17 protein-coding genes and 1 pseudogene are annotated in these 22,010 nt (G+C 71.3%); 1 reads left to right on the top strand and 17 read right to left on the bottom strand.

The window, feature by feature from the left end; translation table 11 throughout:
- Window positions 1-14: 14 nt before the first annotated feature.
- The 10 genes from Raf01_RS21765 to Raf01_RS21720 form a co-directional block, all read right to left on the bottom strand.
- Window positions 15-1,958, bottom strand: coding sequence for an FAD-dependent oxidoreductase (locus Raf01_RS21765; protein WP_203919808.1), 1,944 nt, complete (start codon window positions 1,956-1,958; stop codon window positions 15-17).
- Entirely contained in the window at window positions 1,951-3,315 is a 1,365-nt protein-coding gene (locus tag Raf01_RS21760; protein ID WP_203919807.1) for an NAD(P)/FAD-dependent oxidoreductase, read from the bottom strand. The genes Raf01_RS21765 and Raf01_RS21760 overlap by 8 nt, the downstream gene beginning before the upstream one ends.
- A 124-nt stretch (window positions 3,316-3,439) precedes the next feature.
- Entirely contained in the window at window positions 3,440-4,453 is a 1,014-nt protein-coding gene (locus tag Raf01_RS21755; protein WP_203919806.1) for a proline racemase family protein, read from the bottom strand.
- Complete coding sequence (locus Raf01_RS21750) at window positions 4,450-5,355, bottom strand: dihydrodipicolinate synthase family protein (protein ID WP_203919805.1); 906 nt, start codon at window positions 5,353-5,355, stop codon at window positions 4,450-4,452. Before Raf01_RS21750 ends, Raf01_RS21755 begins: the two co-directional genes overlap by 4 nt.
- A 111-nt stretch (window positions 5,356-5,466) precedes the next feature.
- Complete coding sequence (locus Raf01_RS21745) at window positions 5,467-6,792, bottom strand: oligopeptide/dipeptide ABC transporter ATP-binding protein (RefSeq protein WP_203919804.1); 1,326 nt, start codon at window positions 6,790-6,792, stop codon at window positions 5,467-5,469.
- Window positions 6,776-7,834: an ABC transporter ATP-binding protein gene (locus Raf01_RS21740; protein WP_203919803.1), complete on the bottom strand. Its 1,059-nt coding sequence runs from the start codon at window positions 7,832-7,834 to the stop codon at window positions 6,776-6,778. The genes Raf01_RS21745 and Raf01_RS21740 overlap by 17 nt, the downstream gene beginning before the upstream one ends.
- A complete protein-coding gene (locus Raf01_RS21735) occupies window positions 7,831-8,841 on the bottom strand; it encodes an ABC transporter permease (RefSeq protein WP_203919802.1) in 1,011 nt (336 codons plus the stop codon). The genes Raf01_RS21740 and Raf01_RS21735 overlap by 4 nt, the downstream gene beginning before the upstream one ends.
- The gene (locus tag Raf01_RS21730) at window positions 8,841-9,869 is read right to left on the bottom strand and encodes an ABC transporter permease (protein WP_203919801.1); all 1,029 of its coding nucleotides are present in this window, start codon (window positions 9,867-9,869) and stop codon (window positions 8,841-8,843) included. Before Raf01_RS21730 ends, Raf01_RS21735 begins: the two co-directional genes overlap by 1 nt.
- Window positions 9,870-9,871: 2 nt before the next feature.
- Window positions 9,872-11,449 carry an ABC transporter substrate-binding protein gene (locus Raf01_RS21725; RefSeq protein WP_203919800.1) on the bottom strand — a complete coding sequence of 526 codons (1,578 nt, stop codon included), beginning with the start codon at window positions 11,447-11,449 and terminating at the stop codon, window positions 9,872-9,874.
- Window positions 11,450-11,698: 249 nt separating this feature from the next.
- Entirely contained in the window at window positions 11,699-13,936 is a 2,238-nt protein-coding gene (locus tag Raf01_RS21720) for a metallopeptidase domain-containing protein (RefSeq protein ID WP_203919799.1), read from the bottom strand.
- A 269-nt stretch (window positions 13,937-14,205) separates the two neighbouring features.
- Here Raf01_RS21720 and Raf01_RS21715 point away from each other — a divergent pair, with 269 nt between their 5' ends.
- Complete coding sequence (locus tag Raf01_RS21715; RefSeq protein WP_203919798.1) at window positions 14,206-15,477, top strand: PucR family transcriptional regulator; 1,272 nt, start codon at window positions 14,206-14,208, stop codon at window positions 15,475-15,477.
- A gap of 26 nt (window positions 15,478-15,503) precedes the next feature.
- On the opposite strand, the gene Raf01_RS21710 is transcribed toward Raf01_RS21715, so the two are convergent.
- The 7 genes and pseudogenes from Raf01_RS21710 to Raf01_RS21680 form a co-directional block, all read right to left on the bottom strand.
- Window positions 15,504-16,265: an amino acid ABC transporter ATP-binding protein gene (locus Raf01_RS21710; RefSeq protein ID WP_203919797.1), complete on the bottom strand. Its 762-nt coding sequence runs from the start codon at window positions 16,263-16,265 to the stop codon at window positions 15,504-15,506.
- Window positions 16,262-17,128, bottom strand: coding sequence for an amino acid ABC transporter permease (locus tag Raf01_RS21705; RefSeq protein WP_239133798.1), 867 nt, complete (start codon window positions 17,126-17,128; stop codon window positions 16,262-16,264). Before Raf01_RS21705 ends, Raf01_RS21710 begins: the two co-directional genes overlap by 4 nt.
- The gene (locus Raf01_RS21700; protein ID WP_203919796.1) at window positions 17,125-18,000 is read right to left on the bottom strand and encodes an ABC transporter substrate-binding protein; all 876 of its coding nucleotides are present in this window, start codon (window positions 17,998-18,000) and stop codon (window positions 17,125-17,127) included. The genes Raf01_RS21705 and Raf01_RS21700 overlap by 4 nt, the downstream gene beginning before the upstream one ends.
- 140 nt (window positions 18,001-18,140) lie before the next feature.
- Window positions 18,141-19,169 carry a DUF4331 family protein gene (locus Raf01_RS21695; RefSeq protein ID WP_203919795.1) on the bottom strand — a complete coding sequence of 343 codons (1,029 nt, stop codon included), beginning with the start codon at window positions 19,167-19,169 and terminating at the stop codon, window positions 18,141-18,143.
- Window positions 19,170-19,226: 57 nt separating this feature from the next.
- Window positions 19,227-20,654, bottom strand: a complete 1,428-nt coding sequence (gene tnpB / locus Raf01_RS21690; protein ID WP_203919794.1) for an IS607 family element RNA-guided endonuclease TnpB — start codon at window positions 20,652-20,654, stop codon at window positions 19,227-19,229.
- Window positions 20,651-21,210: pseudogene (locus Raf01_RS21685) on the bottom strand (IS607 family transposase). The gene tnpB and the pseudogene Raf01_RS21685 overlap by 4 nt, the downstream one beginning before the upstream one ends.
- Window positions 21,211-21,367: 157 nt before the next feature.
- The gene (locus tag Raf01_RS21680) at window positions 21,368-21,910 is read right to left on the bottom strand and encodes a dihydrofolate reductase family protein (protein WP_203919793.1); all 543 of its coding nucleotides are present in this window, start codon (window positions 21,908-21,910) and stop codon (window positions 21,368-21,370) included.
- Window positions 21,911-22,010: the final 100 nt, after the last annotated feature.

Genomic DNA, 22,010 nt, shown 5'->3' with positions numbered 1-22,010 from the left:
GTCGGTCCACGCGATCAGCCACCGCCGGCGACGACCTCGGCACCGGCGTCCGGGGCGACATCCGAGTCCGGGTCAGCATCGGCGCCCGAGGCGGCATCCGCTTCTGGGCCGGCATCCGCTTCTGAGCCGGCATCCGCGTCCGGGTTGGCATCCCCATCCGGGCCGCCGCCGGCGCCGGCGAGCAGGCCGATCGGGATCGGCGCGGCCAGCGGCCGGGTCGCCAGGTCACCCACCGCACCGGGAGGCAGGCCCAGCCGCGGCGCCACCGCGGACTGCGTCGCCGGCCCGCAGACCCGGCCCTGGCACCAGCCCATCCCGCACCGGGTCAGGCCCTTGATGGAACGCAGGTCGGTGCTGCCCTCGTCGACCGCGTCGACGATCCGCCGCCAGGTGACCTCCTCGCACCGGCAGATCACAGTGTCCGGGGCCAGCCAGCCGGGCCAGCCCGGGTCCAGCGGGAATCCGCGGTCCAGCGTACGGGCGGCGTGCCGGGCGTACCGCAGCCGGCGCCGGGCGAGGCGGATCCGGCCGGCGTCGGGTACCGCACCCAGTGCCCGGGCCGCGGACGCCCCGGCGATCGCACCTTCCCACCAGGACACCGTGGCGCCGCCGATGCCGGTCGTCTCCCCCGCGGCGTACACCCCGGGCACGCTGGTGGCCTGGTCGCCGTCGACTGCCACGGCGCTGCCCGGCCGGGTCGGGTGCCGGTCCTCGGCGCACCCGAGGGACCGCGCCAACTCGACCGACGGGATGAAGCCCCAGCCGGCACAGACCGCGTCCACCGGGTACTCCCGGCGGTCCCGTTGCCCCCGGTCGCCGAGCCGGGCCACGGTCACCGACTCGACGCGGTCCCGGCCGCGCGCCGCGACCACCGCCCGCCCGCCGAGCACCGGTACCCGCGCCGCGGCCAGGGTACGCAGGTAGCCGGCGGCCTGGCCGAGCAGCGCCGGATGCGCGGCGAGTCCGGCGAGGCGGCGCCCGGCGCCGTGGGGGGTGGCCGCGTCGACCACCGCGACGACCCGCGCACCAGCGCGGCACAGGCCGGCGGCGACCGGCCACAGGAACGGTCCGGTACCGGCGACCAGGATCCGCGACCCGGCAAGCACCCCGTGGGCCTTCAGCAGTGCCTGCGCGCCGCCGGGGGTGAGTACGCCGGGCAGATCCCAGCCCGGGAACGGCAACGACAGCTCGGCCGCGCCGGTGGCCAGCACGAGGGTGCGGGCCTCGACGGTCCAGGCCGCGCCGGGCCGCTCCACGAGCAGCCGGACGCCCTGTGCCGCAGTTCCCGGCATGGCCATGACGACCGTCGCGCCGGTGACCACCTCGATGCGCGGATGTGCCGCGACAGCCCGCAACGCACCGACGCCCTTCCCGCCGGCTTTCCCGCCAGCCAGGCCCGCTACCGAGCTCGCTGCCGGGTCCGCCGTCGAGCCCACCGCCGAGCTCGCTGCAGGGCCCGCTGCCGAGCCCGCTGCCGAGCCCGCCTCGAACCCGGCCGGCTGGCGCCAGATCTGCCCGCCCGGGGTCGCGCCCGCGTCCAGCAGCGTGACGGCTACACCGGCCTCGGCCGCGGCCAGCGCCGCCGACAGGCCGGCCGGGCCGGCGCCGACGACGACCAGATCACGCACGTCCGGCGACTGGTCTGGGTCGCGGCGCGGCGCCAGACACGCCGAGCCAGACCAGTCGGAAGCGGTGTCACCCCGGCTCACGTCGTCGCCGTCTCGAACCGGGGTCACACACGCCCGCACCGGCGGACCGCCGCCGACCCGGACCAGGCAGTCGAAGCACTGGCCGATGCCGCAGTACAGGGCGCGCGGCCGGCCGAGAGTCCGGGTGGTACGGAAGTGCCGTACGCCCGCCGCCCACAGCGCGGCGCCGATGGAGGCACCCGGTGTGGCGGTCAGCTCCCGACCCTCGAACCGGAACGTCAGCGCCCCGGTACCCGACGGTTCAGGCATCGGCGTCCACTCCCTCGACATGAGCCGCGGCGCGCAGGGTCGGGCGCGAGGGCGCGAACGGCTCCGGGTCGACCGGTGGCGCCCCGCCGGTCATCAGCGCGCACAGCAGGTCGGCGGTCCCCGGGGCCAGCCCGACACCGGCCCCCTCGTGCCCAGTGGCGTGCCAGAGCCCCTCCACGTCGGCGTCCGGCCCGATCATCGGCAGGTGGTCCGGGGACGCCGGCCGCAGCCCGAGGTACGCCCGGATCGCGCGTACCTCGCTCAGGAACGGAAACAGCCGCGCGGCCCCGCGGCAGATGCCGGCCACCGCCGCCGGGTTCATCCGCCGGTCGAAGCCGACCAGTTCCCGGCTGGCGCCCAGGAGCACCGGCCCGCTCGGCGTACCCTCGACGACCGCGGAGCAGAGCAGCCTGCCGTCGTCGCTGCCCACGTCGGAGACGTACCCGGCCTCGTAGACCTTGTACCGGATCAGCGGCGGCAGCGCCTCGGTCACCACGACGTGCCCGCGACGCGGGACGACCGGAGCGTGGCCGCCGAGCATCCGGGCCACCACCCGGCTCCACACGCCGGCCGCGACGACCACCGCCGGCGCGCTGATCACGCCCCGGCCGGTGCGTACCCGGAACACCCCGTCACGCCCGCGCTCCGCGGCGACCACCTCGGCTCCGCCGACCACGCGCGCTCCGGCGCGCACCGCGTCGGCCAGCAGCGCCCGGACCGCGAGCATCGGCTGTAGCTGGCTGTCCTGCGGGTAGAGCGCCCCACCGATCAGGTCGGGCGCCAGCAACGGCTCGGCGTCGGCCAGTTGCTCGGCCGACAGCATGACCACTTCGACCCCGGCGGCGCGCTGCCCGGCCACGACCGCCTCCAGCCCGGCCAGCGACGCCGCCGAGTCGGCCACCACCAGGCCGCCCTTGGCCTCGAACTCGAAACCGGAACCGAGGGCCGCCCCGAGCTCGAACCCGGGACCGCCGGGCACGCTGGACCCGCGACCGGCGGGCGTGTCAGACCTGGACCGCGAGGCGGGCGCGTCAGGCCCGGATCGCGAGGCGGGCACACCCGACCCAGAATCGACGGACACACCAGACCCCGACCCGGATCCGGCGCCCGCCGCGAACTGTGCCCACAGCCGCAGGCTGTGCAGCGCGAGATCCAGCTCCGGACCGGGCAGCTTGTCCGACACGAGCAGGTTGCCCTCGCCCGACGAACTGGTACCGGCGGCCGGCCCGTCCCGATCCACGACACAGACGGACCGACCGGCGTGGGCCAGGGCACGGGCGCAGGCGGCGCCGACGATCCCGGCCCCGACCACGACGACGTCGGCCGTGGCCGGCAGCTCGTCGCCGATCAGGCGCATTGTGCGCCAGCGCGGTCGGCTGAGCCGGGATCGAAGGCCACGCGAACGACAGCGGCGGAGTCGACGACAGCGGGAACGACGACGACGCGAACGACAGCCACGCGAACGACAGCGGCGGGAGCGGTCACGGCTGCTGGCGGATGCGGAAGCCGGCCGGGAATGGATCCTCGGGATCGAGCAGGTACGTGGCGAGACCGGTGATCCAGGCGCGCCCGGTGATCGTGGGTACGAACGCCGGGTACGGGCCGACCGAGGTGCGCTCGACGAGCTGACCGGTGAACCGCGACCCGATCAGCGACTGGTGCACGAAGTCGGTGTGCAGCTCGAGCGCTCCCCGGGTGGCCAGTGCCGCCATCCGGGCCGACGTACCGGTGCCGCACGGCGACCGGTCGACCCAGCCCGGGTGGATCGCCACCGCGGACCGGGAATCGGCGCCCGCGTCGCCGGGCCCGGTCAGGATGACGTGCCGGCAGTCGGCCACGTCCGGCTGCTCCGGATGGGCGAAATCCAACTGCTCGTTGACCGCCCGCATGATGGCCATGCCGGCGTCCACCAACTCGTCGTGGTACTCCGGCCGGACCCGCAGCCCGGCGTCGGCGGCCGGCAGGATCGCGTAGAAGTTCCCACCCCAGGCCAGGTCCAGCCGTACCGGCCCGATGCCGTCCACCTCGACGACGGCGTCGCGCAGGTGCAGGTACGCCGGCACGTTGCGGAAGGTCACCGCGCGGGCGCGGCCGTCCTCAACCGCCACCGAGGCCACCACGAGGCCGGCCGGGGTGTCGATGCGGATCGTGGTGACCGGTTCCTTGACCGGGACGATGCCGGTCTCCACCAGTACCGTGGCGAACCCGATCGTGCCGTGCCCGCACATCGGCAGGCACCCTGACACCTCGATGAACAGCACGCCCACGTCGGCGTCGGGCCGGGTCGGCGGCTGGAGAATCGCGCCGGACATCGCGGAGTGGCCGCGCGGCTCGTTCACCAGCAGGGTGCGCAGGTCGTCGCGCTCGTTCATCAGGTACCGGCGCCGGTCGGCCATCGTCGCGCCGGGCAGCGGACCGACCCCGGACGTGATGACCCGGGTGGGCATCCCCTCGGTGTGGCTGTCCACCGCGTTGAACATCACCGAGGCCCTCATCGCTCGGCGGCCTCGATCGCCTCCCGGACCCGGGTCCGCACCACCGCCTGGTCGTCCTCGGGCAGCGGCAACCTGGGCAGCCGGGCCGGCCCCCCGTACCGGCCGGCCTCGTCCTGGCCGAGCTTGATGGCCTGGACGAAGGTCGGCTCGGCGTCGTAGCGCAGTACCGGCAGCAGCGCCCGGTACAGCGGCAGCGCCTCGCTCCACTTGCCCTGCGCGCACAGGTCGAACAGGCTCACCGACGAGGCCGGCAGCGCGTTGACGAATCCGGCGATCCACCCGGTCGCGCCCATCAGCACGCCCTCGGCCAGCAGGTCGTCGCAGCCGACCAGCACCTCCAGGGACGGGGCCAGCTCACGGATCCGGGCGATGCGCCGCACGTCCTGGGAGAACTCCTTGACCGCGGCGATGTTCTCGATCTCGGCGATCCGGGCCAGCAGCGGCGGCGTCAGGTCGATCCGGGTGGAGAACGGGTTGTTGTACACGATGACCGGCAGCCCGACCGCCGCGACGGCCGCGAAGTGCGCCACTGCCTCGTCCGGCGTCGGCGCGTGCGAGGTCGGCGGCAGGCACATGACCGCGGGGGCTCCGGCCTCGGCCGCCTCCTCGGTCCACCGCACCGCCTCGGCCGCGCCCTTGCCGGAGACGCCGGGTACCACCGGCACCCGCGTGCCGACCGCGGCCTGCGCGGTCGCGAAGACCTCGCGCCGCTCCGCCTCGGTCAGCGTCTCGTACTCGCCGAGCGACCCGTTGGGCACGATGCCCTGGACCCCGGAGTCCACCAGCCACGCGCAGTGCTCCGCGTACCGGTCGGCGTCCACCCGCCTTCCGTCGGGCGAGAACGGCGTGGTGGTCGCCGCGAACACGCCGGAGAACCGGCCCTGCGATTCGAGATTCTGCACCGGACGATTTCCCTCCACGATCGGGCGACGATTTTCCAGCGGCGCCGACTTGAAACTAGGGAAGCCCGGCCGCCCGCTCCACCGACATTCACCGCACAGTCCGGCCGCCCGTTACGACACCTGTTCAGCCGGGGCGAAGCGCGGATCGAACAGGTGGCACGCGACCCGTGCCGTGCCGGTGTCGAGCAGGCCCGGATCGGTGGCCGGCTCGAACTCCACGACGGCCGCGTGGTCCTCGACCGCCATCGCGCGCACCCCACGCCAGACCGGTTCGTCGGGCGCGTCCGTGCGGGCCGCCGACAACGTCTGGAGTACGTCCGCCGCGGTGTGCCCGCGCGCCGGCCGGATCCGGATCCGCTCGCTGTGAACCAGGAAGTCGTCGAGGTCCGCGAACCGCGCGCTCTCCGCCGCGAGGTCGGCGGTCGAGCCGGCGGCGGTGCCGGGCTCGTCGCGGCCCCACCGCGCCTCCAGCAGCGCCCGCAGGTCCCGGCCCTCGAACCCGCACGGCGCGAACGCGTGCGGGCAACGCGGGTGGTACGAGCAGCCGGCCGGTGGCCGCGCCGCGTCCGGGATCTCCCCGGCCGGGACGTCACGCGGGCCGGCGTGCTCGGGTCGCAGGTCGGGAATGGCCGCCAGCAACGCCCGGGTGTACGGGTGCTTCGGGTCGGCGAACACCTCGTCGGTACGGCCGATCTCCACGATCCGGCCCAGGTACATGATGGCGACCCGGTCGCAGAACAGCTTCGCGGTGGCCAGGTCGTGGGTGATGTAGAGGTACGTGAGGTTCAGCTGCTGCCTCAGGTCCAGCATCAGCCGCAGGATCTTCGCCCGTACGCTCATGTCCAGCATCGACACCGGCTCGTCGGCGACCAGCAGCTCCGGACCCAGGATCGTGGCCCGGGCGATCACCACCCGCTGCTTCTGGCCGCCGGACAGGTCGCCCGGGCGCAACGACAGGTACCGGTGCGCCGGCGACAGCCCAACCAGCTCCAGCGCCTCGACCACCCGGTCCCGCACGTCCTTGCCGGCCACGCCGTGGATCCGCAGCGGATGGCCGACCGCGGTGCCCACGTCCATGGCCGGGTTCAGCGAGGCGTGCGGGTCCTGGAAGACCATCTGCAGCCGGCGACGCAACGGCCGCATCCGGCGTTCGGACCGGCCGACCAGTTCGGTACCCGCGTACCGGATGCTGCCGGAACTGGCCGGTACCAGGCCGAGCAGCGCCCGGCCGAGCGTGCTCTTGCCGCTGCCGGACTCCCCGACCAGCCCGAGTACCTCGCCGCGGCGCAACTGGAACGAGACCCCGTCCACCGCCCTGATGACCCCGCCACCACCGGTGATCCGGGCGAGCGGGCCGCGCCGCAGCGCGTACCTGACGTGCAGGCCGGACACGTCGATCAGCGCCTGCTCGGCGCCCTGCTCAGGCTTCGTCGGCAACGCTGATCTCCCTGTCCGGCAACGGTTCCCGGTCGGCCGGCGCGACCTCGTCGAGCCGGTGCAGCCAGCAGGCGACGCGCTGACCGCCCGCCGTGTCGACGTCCCCGGGGTCAGAGTTCGGGCAGATCCGCATCGCGTCCGGGCAGCGCGGATGGAACCGGCAACCGGGCGGCGGGTCGGCCAGATCGGGCGGCGAGCCGGGGATGTGGTGCAGCTCGGTCGTGGTCAGCGAGATGGTCGAGCGCAGCAGTTCCCGCGTGTACGGGTGGGCCGGGTGGGCGAACACCTGCCGGACGTCACCCTCCTCGACGATCCGGCCGGCGTACATCACCGCGACCCGGTCGGCCGCCTCCAGCACGATGCCCAGGTTGTGGGTGATCAGCAGCATGCCGCAGTCGACCGACGAGCGCAGCTCGGCGAGAATCTTCAGGATCTGCGCCTCGACCAGCACGTCCAGGGCGGTGGTCGGTTCGTCGGCGACAACCAGCGCCGGGCGCAGCACGAGGGTCAGCGCGATCATGATCCGTTGGCGCATGCCGCCGGAGAACTCGTGCGGGTACTGGCGCAGCCGCGAGGCCGGGATGCCCATCGCGCGCAGGATGTCCACCGCCTGCCGTTCGCGTTCCGCCCGGGACAGCCGGGGCCGGTGCGTGCGCAGCAGTTCGTCGAAGTGGTCGCCCACCCGCATCAGCGGGTCCAGCCGGGTCATCGGCTCCTGGAACACCAGGCCGAGCTTGTCGCCGCGCATCGCGCGCAGCCGCCTGGCCGGCAGCCGCAGCAGGTCGGTGCCGTCGACCACCACCTCGCCGTCGGTCGCGGCGGCCGGCGGGAGCAGGCCGAGGATGCCCCGTCCCAGGGTGGTCTTCCCGCAGCCGGACTCGCCGACCAGCGCCACGATCTGGCCGGCGTGGATGGTCAGGTCGACGCCGTCGACCGCGCGCACCGGCGCGCCCGACGTGCCGTACCAGATGCGCAGGTCACGCACCCGGACTCGGGGCTCGCCGGTCGGCACCGCGGTGCTGACCGGGCTCGGAGTGGTCATCGGTCGGCCGCCTTCCGTTCGGGGCGGGCAGGCAGCCGCACCGGCCTGGACCGGGAGCGTCGCAGTGCCGGGTTGACGACCTCGTTCAGTCCCTCGCCGACCAGGGTCAGCGCGATGACCAGCAGGGTGATCGCCAGGCCCGGGTACAGTGCCGTCCACCAGATGCCGGCGCCCGCGTCGGCGATCGCCCGTTGCAGGTCGTACCCCCACTCCGCGGCCTCGGTCGGCTGGATGCCGTACCCGAGGAAACCGAGCCCGGCCAGGGTGAGGATGGCGTCGGCGGCGTTGAGCGTCGCGATCACCGGGACGCTGTGCACCACGTTGACGAACAGGTACCTGCTGATCACGGTACGGGCCGGGGCCCCCATCGCGCGGGCCGCCTCCACGTACGTCGCCTCCCGGGCGGACAGCGTGCTGGCGCGTACCACCCGGAAGTACTGCGGCACGTAGATCACGGTGATGGCCAGCGCGGTGGTGACCACGCCGCCGCCGATGACGACGTTGGACAGCAGGAACGCGATGACGATGGCCAGCAGCAGGTACGGGAACGCGAACAGCGCGTCCATCACCAGGACCAGGAACCGGTCCAGCAGCCCGCCGAAGTACCCGGACAGCAGGCCGAGCGGCACGCCGATGAGCACCGAGAAGACCACCGCGAGGACGACCACCTCCAGCGCGGTACGCGCGCCGAACACGACCCGGGACAGCACGTCCACGGACTGCACGGTGGTGCCGAACAGGTGCTGCGCCGACGGCCCAGCCAGCTTGGCGAAGCGGTGCCCGCCATCGGTGTACTGGTCGAAGCCGTACGGCGCGATCAGCGGCGCGAACACCGCCAGTACCACGAACACCGCGGTCATCACGGTGCCGACCAGCAGCAGCGCCCGTGGCACGCCGCGGGCCGAGCGCAGCGCCGCGAAGCGCCGGCCGGTGCGCCGAGCGTCCGGCGGCGGATTGGGTCCGGCGCCTCGGGTGGGGGCCGCCTCGGCGGCCGGGATGGCGGACATCAGTACCGGATCCTCGGGTCGACGAGCGCGTTGACGATGTCGATGAGCAGGCTGACCACGACGACCACCAGCGCGAACACGGTGATCAGCCCCTGCACGGCGGTGTAGTCGCGACCGTTGAGGTAGGACACGAGCTGGTTGCCCACGCCCGGCCAGTTGAACGTCTCCTCGGTCAGCACCGCGCCGCCGAGCAGCAGCGCGACCTGCAGCCCGGTCACGGTGATCACCGGTACCAGCGCGTTGCGCAACGCGTGCCGCACGACCACGGCGCCCTCCCGGATCCCCCGCGCCCGGGCCGCTTCCACGTAGTCGCTGCGCATGGTCTGGATGACGTTCACCCGGGACAGCCGGATCAGCACCCCGGTAACCAGCAGGCCCAGGCTGACGGCCGGCAGGATCAGATGCCGGAACACGTCGTCGAAGGCCGACCAGTCACCGGACAGGGCCGCGTCCAGCAGCAGGATGTGGGTCTTCTCCGGCACGGTCGGCGCCACGATCGGCGCGGCCTGCCCGGAGGTGGGCAACCAGCCCAGGGTCTTGCCGAACAACAACTGCAGCAGCAACCCGACGAAGAAGACCGGGGCGGCGAACGTGACGATCCCGAACAGCCGGATCACCAGGTCGTCCCACTTGTCCCTGCGGCGGGCCGCCCACAGCCCGAGCGGCAGCCCGAGGATCACCGCGACCAGCAGCGCGGCCACCGTCAGGGTGAGGGTCGCGCCGCCGTTGTCGACCAGGATCTGTGTGATCGAACGGTTGTCGGTGATCGTGCGCCCGAAGTCGCCGGTCGCCACGCCGCCGAGGTAGTCACCGTACTGGACGATCAGCGGCCGGTCGAAACCGGCCGCTGCCCGCCGCTGCTCCAACTGAGCCTCCGACAGGTGGGCGCCCAGCGCGGCACTGACCGGGTCACCGGGTGCCACCCGCATGAGCAGGAACACCACGGTCAACAGGATCAGCACCATCGGTACCGCCAGGATGAGCCTGGCGACGATGAACAGCCCCAGCGATCGCGACGACCGGGCCACCGTCAGCCGTTCTTGCCGATGAGCCAGAACCGGAAGGTGAACGACGGATCGAAGGTGTCCTCGACCCCGGTCACGCCGGTCCGGATCGCGGCGACCTGCTTACCCTGCCACAGCGGCAGCATCGGCACGTCGGTCGCGGTCGCCTTCTGGATCGCGGCCAACGCCTGATCCCGTACGTTCGTGTCGGTCGAGCCCTCTTCCTGCGCCACCAGCGTGGTCAGGGCCGGGTTGATGTACCCGTTGTGGAAGTAGCCACCCTTGCCGTCCAGGAACGGTGCCGAGTAGTCGTCCGGGTCCGGGAAGTCCGGGAACCAGCCGAGCTGCCACGCCGGGTAGATGCCGGACTTGAAGTCCGACTGGTACTGCGTCCACTCGGTGCTCTTCAGCGTCACCTTGAACAGGCCGCTGGCCTCCAGCTGCCGCTTGATCTCCGCGTACTCGTCGGCGGAGTTCGGGCCGTAGTGGCTGGGCGTCCACCACAGCGTCATGTCCACCGGGGTCGCCACGCCGGCCTGCTGCAACGTCGTCTTGGCCTTGGCGACATCGGGTGCCGCGCCGAACGCGTCCTTGAACGCGTCGGTGTGCCCCTCCAGACCCACCGGGACCATCGAGTACAGCGGGTCGACGGTGCCGTCGTACACGTCCTTGGCGATCGCGGCCCGGTCGACGGTCAGCGCGATGGCCTTGCGTACGGCCGGATTGTCGAACGGCTTCTGCTTCAGCTGGAAGACCATGTACCGGATCTCGGCACCGGCGCCTTCGACGATCTTCACGCCCCGGTTGGACTCCTGGCCCAGCGCGGTCAGGTCGGTCGGGCTCAGGTTGCGGTAGGCCACGTCCACGTCGCCCTGCTCGACGGCGAGCTTCAGCGCGGACGCCTGGTCGTAGTACTGGACGATGAACTTGCTGTTGGCCAGCTTGTCGTCGCCGGTGTACTTGTCGTTGCGTTCCAGGGCCGCCGACTGCCCGGCGCTGTACTTGGTCAGCTTGTACGGCCCGGACCCGATGACCTTCTCGTTGGGCAGCTTCGCGTCGGCCGGGAAGACCTTGCTGTCGACGATCGCGCCGGCACCGGTGGTCAGCACGAACGGCCAGGTGGCGTCCGGGTGGTCGAGGGTCATCACGACGGTCTTGTCGTCCGGCGCCTCGATCGACTTCATGTTCGCGAACAGCGAGGGCGGACCCGCCGGGTCATTGATCTTCAGTACCCGCTCGAAGGACGCCTTCACGTCCTTCGCCGTCATCGGGTCGCCGTTGGAGAACGTCAGCCCATCGGTGAGGGTGCACTGGTACGTCGTCGGCGCGGTGAAGGAGCACTCTTTGGCGGCGTCCGGCACCGGCGTGGTCTTGCCCGGCGCTATCTTGAGCAGGTTCTGGTAGATGTTGTAGATCAGCGTCCAGGACGGCAGGTCGTAGGCGCCGGCCGGATCGAGGCTGGTGGGCTTGTCGGTGGTACCCAGTACCACGCCGGCCGAGGCCGTGCCCGAACCGGATCCCTTGTTGTCGCTGCAGGCCGCGGTCAGTGCCGCCACGAGGGCGATGCACAGTGCGGGTATGGCGGAGCGCGGGATGCGTCGCATGCGACAGCACATTAGAAATGATCGAAGAGATGGTCACCGTTCAGGTGTCGGCAGGTAGCGGCAATCCTTTCGACAGGAGACGGACGCGCCGGGCGTCGGCGGCCGGACCTGGCCCGACAACTGATGGGCACGCCGAGGGCCGCCGGCTCCCGTGGGAACCGGCGGCCGGGTGGCCCCAGGGGGGCGGGGCCGTGTGTTTCTCGGCTGTCGTTTTCCGGCTGTACGTGTCTCGGCTGTGCGTCTGGTGGCTCAGCGCGTCGTGTTCTGGGCGGTGACCACGCAGGTGGCGGTCGCCTTCTTGGTCGGGTCGCTGACCGACGTCGCGGTCAGCGTCACGGTCGCCGAGGCGGCGCTGCCCGCGGTCACGTAGACCGGGACGCTCGCGCTGCCGCCGAACGGCGCGGTGGTGAGGTTGTTGTACAGCTGGGCGCCCCAGCCGGCGCCGGTGACGGCGGCGGACAGCCGGTAGATGTCGTTGTGCAGGTAGGCCCGCTCGTCCTGCGGGTGCAGCCTCGGGTCGGTGACCGCGTCGACGCCGGTGTTGGCCACCGGGAAGTTGCAGTTCGCCGAGCCCACCGGGGTCTGCGTGGAGACGGTACCGGCGGAGACCGCCACGTTGTGCTTCTGCGGCCCGGCACCGGTCGGGTTCTGGACGCCGAGGATGTAGTGCAGCAGGCCGTTGGCGTCGGTGTACTTGCTGAGGATGTAGAAGTGCAGGTTGTTGGCCGTGTCGACGTACTCGTTGGAGGAGCCCGAATTGGTACCGGCGTGGAACAGCGCGTCGTTGAGCTGGCGGTAGTCGCCCATGGTGCGCATCACCGGGGTGCCGTCCGGCCGGGTGAAGTCGACCTGGTTGATGTTCTCCGGGTGGGCGTCCTCGACCCAGGTGAAGCAGTTGTATCCGCAGGTCGAGCCCTCGGTCGACCGGCCGCCGGCCGGGTATGCCTTGTTCTTCGCGACGAGCACCCCGCTGTCCGGCTCGAACGAGCCGTACCCGACGCGCTGCACCGTCTCCAGCGTGTAGTTGCTCCAGTTGCCGGCCGGTCCGCCACCGTCGCACACCGGGCTGGTGTTCACGTCGCAGGCCGGTTCGCGGTCCACCGGGCTGGTGCCGTCGAGGGACACCTGTACCCCGGCAAGCGACCCGGAGGGCAGCGGGTCGGCGTTGACCGCCCGGGCGATGACGTCCGCCACCGCCAGGCCGGACGCGGCCAGCCCGTTGCGGTTGAGGCGCAGCACCGAGGCGTACGGCACGAAGCCCATGCCGATCTTGTTGCGCAGGTCGTGCTCGGCGCCCATCGAGGCACCGTCCTGCGCCGGTACCTCCCAGCGGTTGTGTGGGCCGCCCGGCCCGTTGAACGAACCGCGGTCCATCATGTCCCAGGGGCCGGAGCCGGCCCGGTGATACGGCGCCGCGTACGGATTGTTGTTGTTGTCGCCGATGCTGAAGAAGAAGTGGCTCAGCTCATGGGTGATCGTGCCGGAGCTCTCCCCCTGCCGTACCGTGGACTGCCCCCACAGTTGGGAGCCGGCCAGCCACGAGGTCCACGGCACGTACCGGCTCGGTACCGTGGAAGGCAGCGCCGGGTTCGGGTTGCCCCACACCGCCTTGGGCACCGAGTTCTGGTCCTGGAACTTCATCTCACCGAATTCCTGCCACACCGACGTCTCGTCGTACCCGGCGTAGATGCGCAGCACCACGTCGTAGCCGCAGTTGCCGGTGCAGCCGGCGGCCGCGTGCCACAACGCGTCGGTGTCGGACTCCAGCCTGGTGCCGGAGCAGTCGTTGACCCCGGCGCCGGAGGCGGCCGTCACCGCCGAGTTCAGCGTGAGGTGGGTCGCGTCGGGGACCGCGGCCACCGTACGGGTACCGGAGACACCCGAGATGGTGACCACGTCACCGGGGTAGAAGTAGGTCGTCGAGCCGACCGTGATGGTGGTCGTGGCCGACTGGGCGCCGCTGACCGTACTCTGGCCCGGGCAGCCGTTCGGCGGGGTCTGGCCGATGTCGTTGAGCCCGTACTGGTAGGAATTCTTCGGCATCCGGTACGGGCCGTACGCGGTCACCGACGAGATGCCGACCTTGCCGCCGCTCTGCTCCATCCAGTACCCGTTGATGGTCTGGTTGTGGTTCACCGCGCTCGGCTTGTTGAAGAAGTCCGCGTAGAACTGCGGCACCTGGTTGCGGGACACCGGGTCGATCTGCGGGTTGCCGAACGGGTCGGACTGCTTCGGCTCGGTGACCACGAACGGCTGGTTCGGGAAGTCGACCGCGACCAGCGCCACCCGCAGCGCCCGCTGGGTCGGCTTCGCACCGCTTGTCGACCAGCTCATGCCCGGGATCGCGTGATAGTCGTTCCAGGTCATGTCCTGCTGGTCCTGGACGTGCTGCGGATCGATCGGCTGCATCGGGGGCGCGACCGCCGCGGCCGCCTGCCCGGGAACCCCGCCGCTCAGGGCGAACCCGAGGATGGCGACGCCGAGCACGGTCAGCGCCCGAAGTGAACGTAAACGGCGATGAAGCGGCCTGCTCCTGCGTATCCGGGGCACCGCGGCCTCCATCTTTATCGATGTCTGACATCTGACACGTCGCTACCGTGCCCGACCCTAGGAGCGCCCGCGCGCCGTGGTCATCGTTCAGATGTAGGAAGTGGCTCATCGACGGCCGGACTTCCGGGGGCTTGCGCTGCGGCTGCCATTCGACAAAGAGTTAGGGGCGCGATCAATCGGTACTACACCCGTCGGAAGCAGGGGCCATGGTTTCGGAGCTTCAGCGGATCGTGGATTCGATGGCGAGCCGGGCCGGCCGGCCCGCGCTGATCGAAGACCGCCGGCAGCGCGTCGTGGTCTACAGCGAGCAGACCGAGCCGATGGACGAGGTACGGCGGCTGTCGATCCTGCGCCGGCAGACCACGCCGGAGGTCATCGCGTTCTTCCGGCAGGCCGGAGTGACCCGCTCCCGGGAGCCGATCCGCACCCCGGCCTGCACCAACCTGCGGATGCTGCCCAGGGTCTGCGTGCCGATCTGGCACAACGACCTGCTGCTCGGCTTCCTGTGGTTCGTCGACGCCGACCAGTCGATGACCGACGAGCAGATCGCCGCGGTCTCGGCCACCACCACCGACCTCGCACTGGCGCTGTACCGGGAGAACCTGGCCGGTGAGCTGGCCTCGCAGCGGGAGACCGAGGCGGTGCGGCTGCTGCTGGCCGACGAGCACGAGGCGCGGGCGCACGGCGCGGCGACGCTGATCGAGGACGGCGTCCTGGTCGAGGACGGGCCGACCACGGCCGTGGTCGCCCGGCTCGTGTCCTCGACGACCGCGCGGCTGGACGACCTGGCCCGCATCGCGCTCGAGCAGGGGCTGCTGGCCAGCCGGCGGTGGGTCGGACCGCGCCAGGCGGTACACCTGGTGCGCTACGACCACGGGGTGCTGCTGGTCCACGGCCGCGTGCGGCGGGGCCGGCAGGACCCCCGGGCGGTGGCCGACCACCTGCACGAGGCGCTGTCCGCCGCGGTACGCGGGCTGCCCTCGGTGGCCAGCGTGGTGGTCGGCGTCGGCCAGGCGCGGGTGGCGCTGCCGGAGGTCCGCGACTCGTACGACGAGGCGGCGTCGGCCGCCCGGGTCGCCACCCAACTGCCCGCGGTCGGCCCGGTGGCGTGCTGGTCGCAGCTGGGGATCTACCGGGTACTGTCCCAGCTGACCGCCGACGTCGTGCGCAGCGCCAGCGTGCACCCCGGGCTGGAGCGGCTGCTCGACGACCCGGCCAACGTCCCGCTGCTGGACACCCTGGAGACCTACCTCGACCTGGCCGGCAACGCGCACGCCACCGCCGACCGGATGAACCTGCACCGCACCTCGCTGTACTACCGGCTCCAGCGGGTGGAACAGCTCGCCGGCACCGACCTCAAGGACGGGAACGAACGCCTCTCGCTGCACCTGGCGCTGAAACTCGCCCGGCTGGCCGGCCGGCACCCGCCGACCCCGGCGTCGCGCCCCGCGCCCCGGCCGAGCCAGCACAGCGCCTGACCGACGGCCGGCGCGCCGCCCCGTTGTCAGAGCTTGCCGGCCTCGACGATGCGCTGCAGGAACTGGCGGGTACGGGGCTCGCGCGGCGCGCCGAGGACCTGCTCGGGGGTACCCTCCTCCAGGATCCGGCCGCGGTCGAGGAAGCAGACCCGGTCGGCCACCTGGCGGGCGAAGGCCATCTCGTGCGTGGCGATGAGCATCGTCATGCCCTGCTCCTTCACGTCGCGGATCAGGGCCAGCACCTCCCCCACCAGCTCCGGGTCCAGCGCCGAGGTCACCTCGTCGAGCAGCATCAGCCGGGGCGCGTTGACCAGGGCCCGGACGATCGCCACCCGTTGCTGCTGGCCGCCGGACAGCCGGTCGGGGTATTCGGCGGCCTTGTCCGCCAGCCCCACCCGGTCCAGCAGCGCCAGTGCCCGGGACCGGGCCTGCCCGGAGGTCAGGCGGTGCACCCGCCGCGGCGCCAGGGTGACGTTGTCCAGCACGGTCAGGTGCGGGAACAGGTTGAACGACTGGAACACGATGCCGATGCGCTGCCGTACCGGGTCGGGCTTCACCCGCGGATCGGTGATGTGCCGCCCCTCCAGGTAGATGGCGCCGTCGTCGATGGTCTCCAACAGGTTGACGCAACGCAGCAGCGTCGACTTGCCGGAGCCGGAGGCGCCGACCAGCACCACCACCTCGTGCTCGGTGACGTCCAGCGACAGGTCGTCGAGCACGACGTTGGTCCCCCGGCCCGCGCGGAACACCTTGCGCACGGCCCGCACCGACAGAACCGGCTCGCTCATGCCGCGTGCTCGGCCGACTGGCGGCGGGCGGCGCGCAGCGTGACCCAGTCGGTCACCGCGATCAGCGGCAGCGCGAGCAGCACGAACAGCACGCCGGCCAGCACGTACGGCGTGTAGTTGTAGGTCTGCGCGGTCTGGATCTGGGCCGCCCGGATCGCGTCGATCGGACCGGCCAGCGAGATGAGGCCGACGTCCTTCTGCAGCGCGACGAGGTCGTTCAGGATCGGCGGCGCCACCCGCCGGGCGGCCTGCGGCAGCACCACGTGCCGCATGGTCTGCCGGTACGTCAGGCCGAGCGAACGGGCCGCCGCGCGCTGGGACGGGTGCACCGACTCGATACCGGCCCGGAAGACCTCCGCGAGATAGGCGCCGTAAACGATCACCAGTGCGGCTCCCCCCAACACGAGTACCGGCGGCGTACCGGTCAGGCGCAACCCGGGCACCCCGAACGTGAACAGGTACAGCACGATGATCAGGGGAGCGCCCCGGAACACGTACGTGTACGAGGTCGCCAGTGCGCGCAGCGGGAAGAAGATGGCCGGGCGCAGCGTACGCAGGATCGCGGCGACCAAGCCGACGGCCAGCGCCCCGGTCGCGCAGAACACCAGCAGCTGCACGTTGAGCCAGAGCCCGCGCAGCACGTCCGGCAGCGCCCGCCAGGCCACGCCCGGGTCGAAGAACGACGACCGCACCCGTTCCCAACCCGGCGCCCCGGTCACCGCGACGAGCAGCAGCACGCCGAGCACGAGCGTGGACGCGGCGGCGACGAGCACCGAGCGCACGGTCTGCCGCCGCCGGTACGCCACCCGGTCACGCTGCAGCGCACTGGGCTCGTACCCGGTGGCCGGCGCGGCCACGGTCACTTCAGCTCGGGCGCGCCGGCCACCTGGGCGAGCCACTGCTTCTGGAGATTGGCGAGCGTGCCGTCGGACCGCAGCGCGTCCACCGCCTGGCTGACGCACGCGGTCAACCGGGAACCCTTGTCCAGCACCAGGCCGAACTGCTCGGGCGCCCCGCTCGGCTGCGGCAACTGGCCGATGATCAGCGAATTGTCGATCTCCGCGGAGGTCATGTAGAACGCCGTCGGCAGGTCCACCACGAGCCCGTCGATCTGGCCGTTCTGCAGCGCGGTCTTGGCATCGTCGTTGGTGTTGAACACGGCCGGCTGCGCTGCCGGCTTCACCACCTCGGTGATCGCCCGGTAGCTGGTGCTGCCGACCTGTGCGCCGAGCTTGGCGACCCTCAGGTCCGACAGGCTCTTCGCACCGGCGATCTTCGAACTCTTCAGCGCGATGACGGCCTGGGTCACGTCGTAGTACGGCGAGGAGAAGTCGACCGCCTTCTTCCGGTCCTCGGTGATGGAGAACTCGTTGATGTCGACGTCGTACGGCTTGACGCCGGGCGCGATCGCGTTGTTGAACGTCACCCGCGTCCAGACCACCGCGTCCTTGCCGTATCCGAGCTTCGTGGCCACCGCGTACGCCACCGCGGACTCGAAGCCCTGCCCGCTGTCCGGCTTGTTGTCGACGAACCACGGCTCGTATACCGGATCGTCGGTGCCGACGGTGAACTTCCCCGGGGTGCGTGTCGTCATGGTCGCCGGGCTGCAGGTGGACGCCGACGAGCTGGCCGCCGCGGCCCCGCCACCGGTGTCGTCCTCGGGGGCGCAGGCCGCGGTCGCGAGCAACGCCACCGCGCCGAGCAGCACCAGCGGGCGGGGCCGGAGAGTACGCATGGCGCACAGCTTAGCCAGTCGTACGCAGCACGGTCGATGTCAAATCCGACCCGGTGGCCCCCTTGTGCCAGCACCGGGACCGGCGGGCGGTGCCGGCTGGCTCGGCGCGCCCCTGGAGCCGGCCGGCTCGGCGCGCCGGCTCAGTGCGCCGAGACCACGTAGGGGAACAGCTCGGACCGGGTGGAGCTGAACTGCGCGGGCGACAGGCCGGTGGTGATGGCGGCGTTCATCACCAGCGAGAACATCGCCTCGGGCGCGTTGTCGGACAGCGCGCGGCCGTTGAACCCGAGGAACCCGTAACTCGCCGGAGTACCGATCCGGTACGGCATCACGTCCGGCAGCAGGCGCCGGGCCACCGCCCTGCCGTACGCGGCCGGGTCGTCGCAGGTACCGTTCGCCGCGACCACGCCCGCGATCAGCTCCGCGATGTGCGAACCCTCCTCGCCCGCGTCGCTGTCCGGGTGGCGGGTGTTCGCGTTGGTCGCCCAGTCGTCGTTGAGCTGCCGGAAGATCGGCCACACCATCGGGTGACCCTCCCGGTTGATCTGCCGCCAGCCGCCCGCGTCGGTGGCCAGTTGGGTCGAGATCCAACACGCGATGTCCGTGCCCGAACCCAGGTTCGGGTCGTCATCGGGTACCTCCAGGACGATCGAGTGGACCGTCGCGTCGTTGAAGCTGTTCTTCGCGGCGTCCGGCCGCCAGTCACCCGAATCGATCCGCTTCCCGTTCTTGACCGCGTCCTCGATCGTGGCCAGCTGGTTCAGGTCGATGTAGAACGGGTCGACCACCCGCCCCGCCCAGGCGCGCATCCCCGACACGCCGTCGACCGGCGCGTTCGTCCGCCCCTCGGCGATCGTCTCGCCGTCGGCGCCGTCGTCGGACGCGTCCGACCCGGTCAGCATCGTGAGCCGGAGAGCCTGCTCGCCGTCCCCGTCGGCCTCCTCGAAACTCACCCGGTAGGTGAGGTCCTCGACCTCCGAGGCGTTCCGATGGATCTTGAACTCATAGCGGCCTTCCGGGTGGAAACCGGGCTTCGCGTCGGATCCCGCCGCCGAACTGTTCACATCCATGATGAAGACGGTTCCGCTCTCGCCGGGAAACACGAACTGGTCGGTCAGGTTGAGCCGGGTGTCCTGGAGGGACAGCGGCGAGTCGAGATGGTGAGACACGGGTACTCCTGCGGGTGCTGCGATGATCCGATCACGCCTGACCTCGGTGTATTACCGTTACCTCTCAGTGAGTAAACGTGACTCATGATTGGCAGTCGCCTGTTGCCGGGCGACGTTGACCGGTTGGACCGGTCTAGACGCTTCACGGCCCGCCGCCCCGCCTGCGGATGCAGGTCTTGCGGGTCTTACGTAGGCTCCACGTCCTGTTTTCGCGTCGCCCGGCAACTCCAGGTCGACGTGCCGCACGAGCGCGGCAAGATTACGTGCGGCGTTGACGTCCCGGTCCAGGGACAGTCCGCACATGGTGCAGTGGAACATGCGCTCGGCCAGCGACAGCTTGGGTTTCACGGTCTGGCAGGCGGAGCACGTCTTGGAGCTGGGGTACCACCGGTCGGCGACGTATAGCGTGCTGCCGTACCAGCCGGTCTTGTAGCCGAGGTGCCGGCGCAGGGTCGCCGGTGCGGCGTCGGTCAGGGATCTGGCGAGCTTGCGGTTGCGCATCATGCCGGCCACGTGGAGGTCCTCGACCACGATCGTGGTGAACTGTTGGGCCAGGCGGGTGGTGAGTTGGTGCCATGAGTCGGCGCGGACGGCGCAGACGGTGGCGTGCAGTCGGGCCACCGCGTGCTGTGCCCGCTGCCACCGGTGCGACGGGGCCTGCTTGCGGCCGGTGGCCGGGTCGTATGGCCCCACCCTGCGGGCGGCCCGGCGTTGAGCCTTACCCAGTTTGTTCAACGCGGCCTTCAACGGCGCCGGGTTCGGCACCATCTCGCCGGTACACAGCACCGCCAAGTGCCTGATCCCAGCGTCCACGCCGACGACTAGGCCGGCTTTCGGCGCGTGCGCCGGCCGGCCGACCGTGCGCCCAACCGCGACCTGGAACGAGCAGAACCACCTGCCAGCGGTCTCGGTAACCGTGGCGGACAGGATCGTCGCGGTGCCCGCCCGTACCCGGCGGGCCAGTTTGCGGGTCGACTCATGGGTGCGGATGCGACCCAGCCGGGGCAGCACCACATGCCGATAATCAGCCTCGACCCGGATCGCGCCGGTGGTGAACCGGACCGACCTACGACCCTGTTTCTTCTTCACGCGGGGAAAGCCCATCCGACGGCCCTTGCGGGCGCCGGCGCGTGAAGCGTGCCAGTTGCCCAGTGCGGCGGACAGGTTCGCCAGACCGGTGTTGAACGCCTCCTTGGAACACTGTGCCCACCACGGCGCCACCCACTGCTTGATCTCGTTCCAGGTCCGCCGCAGCTCCGGCAGGGACCAGCCCTGCCACGGCGTCAGGTCCGCCTCGGCTACTCCATAGCTGGCCTCGGCAGCACGCTGTGCCTTCACCGCGCTGACCCGCCCCAGCATGTAGTTGTAGACGAACCGGGCCGCACCGCTGTTACGGCGTAGACCCAGAACCTGAACGTCACTCGGGTCGAGGGCAAACCGGTACGCCTGCACGACCCAGCCCTCTGGCGGCTCGTACCGCTTCACGGAACGTCCCTGGCGGTAGCGGCGACCACCGCGCGGCTGGCCCGGTTCACCGCTGCCCGGCGGCCATACAGTCGGACGCAGAGACCAGTGAGGATCTCCGTGACATTCCGCACGAGGTCGTCGTCGGCCTCGGCTGGATCGACCACCCCGACCCGGCCAACACCGCCTCAACATACTCGACGCCGAACCCCGCGAACCGATCCCGACGCTCGATCACGACCGTCGTCACGTTCCCCTCGCGCAACAGCCCGAGAATCTTCTTGCACCGCCCGTTCACCGCGGATCCGACCTCGGTCACCACCGCGAAACTGCCAGGTCCTGCCAGGTCACCCTTGCGTCACCCGAGCGACCTGCCGATCCAAGTCAGCTCGCTGATCGACCGACCACACCCGGGCGTAGACGACGACCTGACCCTGCCGCGCTGCGTCAGCCACCCCCACCATGATCGTGCGCGACGAAACACGCCGAACGGGCACCGGTATCGTCCCCCACGAAACCAGCGATACGCGGTCTGTGGATGTACACCATCATGGCGCGCCCGCTCGGCCAGCTGCACAAAACGACACTAACACCGACGGATTCATACGTCTGCGGACGGAGGAATGGGCAGTTGCAGCCCTCCCGCCCGCCGCTCTAAGCCCCCGCTGCCCGGAACCGGGCGTACCACGCCGGAACGGCCCGGCGCGGTACATCCCGTCTGGGGCCCCGTGCGCTTATCCGGCCACCCGCAGCCGAAGGTTCGTCACGTTCGCCGTGTAGGTCAGGGCAAAGCGCTCCAGCGCGACACTCTTCCCGCCCGGGTGGTTGAACAGCCGGACGCCGTCGCCGAGCATGACCGGGGCGATCCCCACGAAGATCTCGTCGAGCACGCCCGCGTCCAGGCACTGCGCGGCGACGCTGGCACCGAGGACGTTCACGTACTTGTCGCCGGCCGCCGCCTTCGCCGCGGCGACCGCCGTGTTCAGGTCACCGACGAATGTCACGTCCGGGTACTCGACGTCCGGGGCGTGGTGCGTGAGGACGAACTGCGGGCCGCTCCAGCCGCCGCCGAACGGTTTGCCCTCCTTCTCCGTACCGCGGTGGGGATCGTCACCGCCGAACGTGCGCCGGCCGACGAGCAGCGCGCCGATGCGCGGGATCAGGTCCTCCACCGCGGGGTCGGGGCCGATGTGAGCGGTCAGCCAGGACATGTCGCCTCCCGGGCCGGCGATGAAGCCGTCCAGCGACATGGTGGCCGAGTAGATCAGCGTAGCCATGATGTGCCTCCGTCGGGGTCGTGTGTTGTCGACCCTGGTTGAGACGGCGGTACCCGGAAAAACTCATCGCTCTACCACGCGGGCCTGTGCTCGCCTCCGC

This window comes from Rugosimonospora africana (assembly GCF_016862975.1).
In the GTDB taxonomy this organism is placed as follows: Bacteria; Actinomycetota; Actinomycetes; order Mycobacteriales; family Micromonosporaceae; genus Rugosimonospora; species Rugosimonospora africana.
This window is presented reverse-complemented; position numbering and strand designations above follow the sequence as displayed.